3 protein-coding genes and 1 riboswitch are annotated in these 4,651 nt (G+C 65.2%); of the genes, 1 reads left to right on the top strand and 2 read right to left on the bottom strand.

What is annotated here, in order from left to right; genetic code table 11:
• On the bottom strand, positions 1-1,377 hold a 1,377-nt coding region (gene ahcY, locus QZY06_RS20750), incomplete at its 3' end, for an adenosylhomocysteinase (protein ID WP_295687817.1).
• 26 nt (positions 1,378-1,403) lie between these two features.
• Positions 1,404-1,485, bottom strand: a riboswitch (S-adenosyl-L-homocysteine riboswitch).
• Positions 1,486-1,606: 121 nt separating this feature from the next.
• On the opposite strand from ahcY, the gene ppc reads away from it, so the two are divergent.
• The gene (gene ppc / locus QZY06_RS20745) at positions 1,607-4,321 is read left to right on the top strand and encodes a phosphoenolpyruvate carboxylase (protein ID WP_295687814.1); all 2,715 of its coding nucleotides are present in this window, start codon (positions 1,607-1,609) and stop codon (positions 4,319-4,321) included.
• A 143-nt stretch (positions 4,322-4,464) separates the two neighbouring features.
• Here the strand turns inward: ppc and QZY06_RS20740 are convergent.
• The coding region (locus QZY06_RS20740; RefSeq protein ID WP_295687813.1) for a methionine adenosyltransferase domain-containing protein at positions 4,465-4,651 on the bottom strand (187 nt) is incomplete at its 5' end.

Below are 4,651 nucleotides of genomic sequence, written 5' to 3'. Positions count from 1 at the left end.
GGTGAGCTTGGTCAGCTTCACGCCGATCTGCTCCAGATGCAGCGCCGCCACTTCTTCGTCGAGCTTCTTCGGCAGGCGATACACGGTCTTTTCGTAGCTGTCCTTGTTCTTCCAGAGATCGATCTGCGCCAGCGTCTGGTTGGAGAACGAGTTGCTCATCACGAACGCCGGATGGCCATTGGCGCAACCGAGGTTCACGAGCCGGCCTTCGGCAAGAATGTAGATGCTCTTGCCGCCCGGGAAGGTGTAGTGATCGACCTGCGGCTTGATGTTCATCTTCACCACGCCATCGGCGCTGTTCAGACGATCCATCTGGATCTCGTTGTCGAAGTGGCCGATGTTGCAGACCAGCGCGTTGTGCTTCATCGCCTTCATGTGCTCGAGGGTGATGATGTCCTTGTTGCCGGTGGTGGTGACATAGATGTCGGCCAGGCCCAGCGTGTCTTCGACGGTGTCGACCTGGAAGCCGTCCATCGCCGCCTGCAGCGCATTGATGGGGTCGATCTCGGTCACCCACACCTGTGCCGACAGTGCGCGCATGGCCTGCGCACAGCCCTTGCCGACGTCGCCATAGCCGCACACCAGCGCGATCTTGCCCGCGATCATCACGTCGGTGGCGCGCTTGATGCCGTCGGCCAGCGATTCACGGCAGCCGTAGAGGTTGTCGAACTTCGACTTGGTGACCGAATCGTTGACGTTGATCGCCGGTACCAGCAGCTTGCCGGCCTCGACCATCTGATACAGGCGGTGCACGCCGGTGGTGGTCTCTTCCGAAACGCCGCGCCAGTCCTTGACCACACGGGTCCAGAAGCCGGGGCGCTCGACGGCGACCTTCTTGAGCAGGTCCTTGATGACCTTGATCTCGTGGTTGTCGGATGGCGTGTTGACCCAGTCCGAACCGTTTTCCAGCTCGTAACCCTTGTGGATCAGCAGGGTCACGTCGCCGCCGTCGTCGACCACCAGCTCGGGGCCGGTGAGCGTGCCGTCGGGCAGGGTGTGGGTGATCGAGTCCAGCGCCAGGTCCCAGTATTCCTCCAGCGTTTCACCCTTCCAGGCGAACACCGGCGTGCCGGCGGCCGCGACTGCAGCGGCGGAATCATCCGAGGTCGAGAAGATGTTGCAGCTGGCCCAGCGCACCGAGGCACCGAGGTGACCGAGGGTTTCCAGCAGCACGGCCGTTTCCTTGGTCATGTGCAGGGAGCCGGTCAGACGCACGCCCTTCAGCGGCTGCAGCGGCGCGTACTTGGCGCGGATCGACATCAGGCCGGGCATTTCTTCTTCGGCCATGCGGATACGCTTGCGGCCGAATTCGGCCAGCGAGATGTCGCGGACCTTGAAGTCGGTGAACTTTTCAGCAGGTTTCAGGACAGCATTCATGAGCATCGCTCCAGTGTAGAAATCGGTTGGAACGGGCGCCGTTGCTGGAAGCCTGCCCCCGAGCCTGGCCGTCATCGTGTCGCGACGGTCGCAGCGCCCCTCGGGAGTCTTGGCAGACATTGTATTCGCCTATGCGGATAAAAGGATAGACAGGAGCCGGACTGTTCGACCGGCGGCCCGGGCCAGCCGTTTCGTGCGAACTCGGCATCGGCTTTGCGTACCAAGGATCATGGATAACTCGACCAGCGACACTCGTAACGCCCGCAATGCCGCCGATGCCCCGCTGCGCGAGAACGTGCGCCGCATCGGTGCGACGGTGGGTGAAATGCTTGCCGAGCAGCACGGCGCGGCGTTTCTCGACGGCGTCGAAACGGTGCGCACCACGGCTATCCGTCGCCGCGAAGGCACCGCTACGTCGCAAGAGCTATCGGCGTTGTTGTCCGATCTACCAGTGGTCCAGGCGGAATGGCTGACGCGGGCGTTCTCGACCTACTTCCAGGGCGTCAACATTGCCGAGCGCGTGCATCGCATTCGCCGCCGCCGCGATTACGAACGGGCCGGCGCCGCCGCCCAGCCGGACAGCCTGCTCGACGCGCTGCACACCCTGAAGGCGGCCGGTGTCAGCGCCCGCGAACTGCTGCTGTGGCTGGGCCGGCTCGATGTCGAACCGGTATTCACCGCCCATCCGACCGAAGCGGTGCGCGGCTCGATTCTGGAGAAGGAGCAGCAGATCGTCCGCTGCCTGGTCAACGAATTCGATCCCAGTCTCACCGGCCCGGAGCGCGCCGCCGACTGGGGGCGCCTGCGGGTCGCGCTGACTGCCAGCTGGCAGACCCGCGAAACCGCTGCGGCACGCCCGACCGTGCAGGACGAATGCGACCACGTCGGCTTCTATCTGAGCGGTGCGATCTACAACATCGTGCCGGCGTTCTACGAAGCCTTCGAGGATGCGATCCGCACCGTGTACGGCACCGAAGTGGAGATGCCGCGCCTGCTGCGCTTCGGCTCCTGGGTTGGCGGCGACATGGACGGCAACCCGAACGTCGGTGCCGACACCATTGCCGATACGCTGAAAAGCCAGCGCGCGCGAATCCTTGAACGCTATGCGGCCGAGGTCGGCGAGCTATCCGACTCCTTGAGCCAGACGGCGGATCGGGTCGACGTTGCCGGGGAACTGCTGCGCCGTATTGCCGCTTACAAGACGCTGCTGCCGGAAGCCGGCGCCGCCTTGAAGCCACGCCACGGCGACATGCCGTATCGCCTGTTCCTGACCTTGATCCGTGCTCGTCTGCGGGCGACTGCCCACGATGACGACGGCGGCTATGAGAACGCCGAAGCCTTCCGGGCCGACATCGAACTGGTCGCTGAAAGCCTGCTCGCCGGCAAGGGCCTGAACGCCGGCTGGTACGCGGTGCGCCGCCTGTTGTGGCGAGTACGGACGTTCGGTTTTCATCTGGCGCGGCTCGACTGCCGCCAGGATTCGCGCGTCCACGCCAAAGCCATCGACGCGCTGATCGGCAATCCGGAATGGGCGGACCTTGCGGGTGACGCGCAGAGCGAAAGCCTGCGTCCCTACGCCGGTGCCAGCGCCACCTTCGCCGCGTCGGATGACGCGACGGCCGTTCGCTGCACGGCGGTGTTCACAACACTCGCCGAGTCGATCAACCGCTACGGCGCCGAGGCCATCGGCCTGTACATCATCAGCATGGCGCAGCGTGCCGCCGACGTGCTCGCGGTGCTCGCGCTGGCGCGCCACGGCGGGCTGGTCGATGAGCGCGGCCAGGTGCCGCTGGACATCGCGCCACTGTTCGAAACCGTCGACGATCTTCGTGCTGGTCCAGACACGCTGCGCGCGCTGTTCGCCGACCCGGTCTATCGCGAACATCTCGCCGCCCGCGGCGATCGCCAGGCGGTGATGCTCGGCTATTCGGACAGCGGCAAGGACGGTGGCACCGTCGCTTCTCGTTGGGGGCTGCAACGCGCCCAGGTCGAACTGCTCGAAGCGGCGCAGGCCTTCGGCATCAAGCTCAAGTTCTTCCACGGTCGTGGCGGTTCGGCCAGCCGTGGTGGCGGCAAGATCGTCACCGCGCTGATGTCCAGCCCGCGCGGCTCGGTTGCCGGCTCACTTCGGGTGACCGAACAGGGCGAAGTCATCCACCGCAAGTACGGCATCCGCGCGCTGGCCTTGCGCAGCCTCGAGCAGATGGTCGGCGCCACCTTGCGGGCAAGCTTGCGCCCGCGCATCCCGGAAGCGCGCGAAGGCGCCTGGCGTGAAGCGATGACCGCGATCTCCAATCACAGCCGCACGGCCTATCGCGGCTTCGTCGATGCGCCCGATTTCGTCGACTACTTCCGCACCGCCACACCGATCGACATCATCGAAAAGATGACCCTCGGCAGCCGCCCGAGCCGCCGCGGCACGATGGTCGGTGTGGAAAGCCTGCGCGCCATTCCCTGGGTGTTCGCCTGGACCCAATGCCGCTCCGGCCTCACCGCCTGGTACGGCCTCGGCAGCGGTCTCGAACAGGCCGCCGCCGAACTCGGCGAAGCGCGGCTGTTCGAGATGTCACGCGACTGGGCGTTCTTCCGCGTGCTGCTCGACGACACCGACATGATCCTCGCCAAGTGCGATCTCGACATCGCCGAACGCTTCTCGAAACTGTCCGGCCCGCTGCACGAAGCCTTCTTCCCGATGATCACCGCCGAGTTCGAGCGCACCCGTCACTGGGTGCTGCGCTTGCGCGGCCAGGAAACGCTGCTGGCCAACGAGCCTCGGCTGGCTGAATCGATCCGCGTCCGCAACCCGTATGTCGACCCGATCAGCTTCCTGCAGGTCGATCTGCTGACGCGCTGGCGCGCGTCGGGCAGCAGCGATGACAGCCTGTTGCGGGCGCTGGTGGCGACGGTGAACGGGGTGGCGCAAGGGCTTCAGAATACGGGGTGAGGCCCGGCACGCTTGCGGCGTATACGCCGCGCCGGGGCGAACGCCATTTCTGCCGGAGGCGGTGGGATTCCGGGAACACTCACGAGGTCGCCCCCACAAAAAAGGCCGCATCACTGCGGCCTTTTCGTTTCAGTGATGAAGCCTTACTTCAGCTTCTTCGCCGCATCCTTCAGCAGCTCGGCCTTGTCCGTCTTCTCCCACGAGAACGCGGTGAAGGTTTCGCCGTTCACCGTCATCTCGTAAGGCTTGCGGCCGAAGTGGCCGTAGGCGGCGGTGGCCTGATACATCGGGTGGATCAGGTCGAGCATCTTGATGATGCCGCCCGGGCGC

The organism is uncultured Nevskia sp., assembly GCF_903885465.1.
Classification (GTDB): domain Bacteria; phylum Pseudomonadota; class Gammaproteobacteria; order Nevskiales; family Nevskiaceae; genus Nevskia.
Note: the sequence above shows the minus strand (reverse complement) of the source record. Positions and strands in the feature narration are given on the sequence as shown.

What these genes read in the sequence shown, in the direction of transcription:
- ppc (WP_295687814.1), top strand. Translation starts at nt 1,607, where the DNA reads ATGGATAACTCGACCAGCGACACTCGTAACGCCCGCAATGCCGCCGAT.